1 protein-coding gene and 1 pseudogene are annotated in these 249 nt (G+C 65.5%); both read left to right on the top strand.

Annotated elements, in window-relative coordinates:
• On the top strand, positions 1–145 hold a 145-nt coding region (locus tag AC0L2O_RS37230; protein WP_473373260.1), incomplete at its 5' end, for a hypothetical protein.
• Positions 146–164: 19 nt separating this feature from the next.
• Positions 165–249: pseudogene (locus tag AC0L2O_RS37235) on the top strand (DNA polymerase III subunit chi); the annotation flags it as partial.

Genomic DNA, 249 nt, shown 5'->3' on the forward strand with positions numbered 1-249 from the left:
CTTCGTCAAGGATACTCCCTGGGCGCATCTCGACATCGCCGGCACCGCGATGGGCGCGCCGTCCAGCGAGATCAACCAGTCATGGGCCTCCGGCTTCGGCGTCAGACTGCTCGACCGGCTGGTGCGCGACAACTACGAGGGGTGAGGCCTTTCAAGGCGCAATCATGGCCGACGTCCTGTTCTACCACCTGACCGAATCGACTCTGGAGGATGCGCTGCCCGGCCTGCTCGAGCGCAGCGTCGATCGCG

It is taken from the genome of Bradyrhizobium sp. Kon10 (assembly GCF_055807395.1).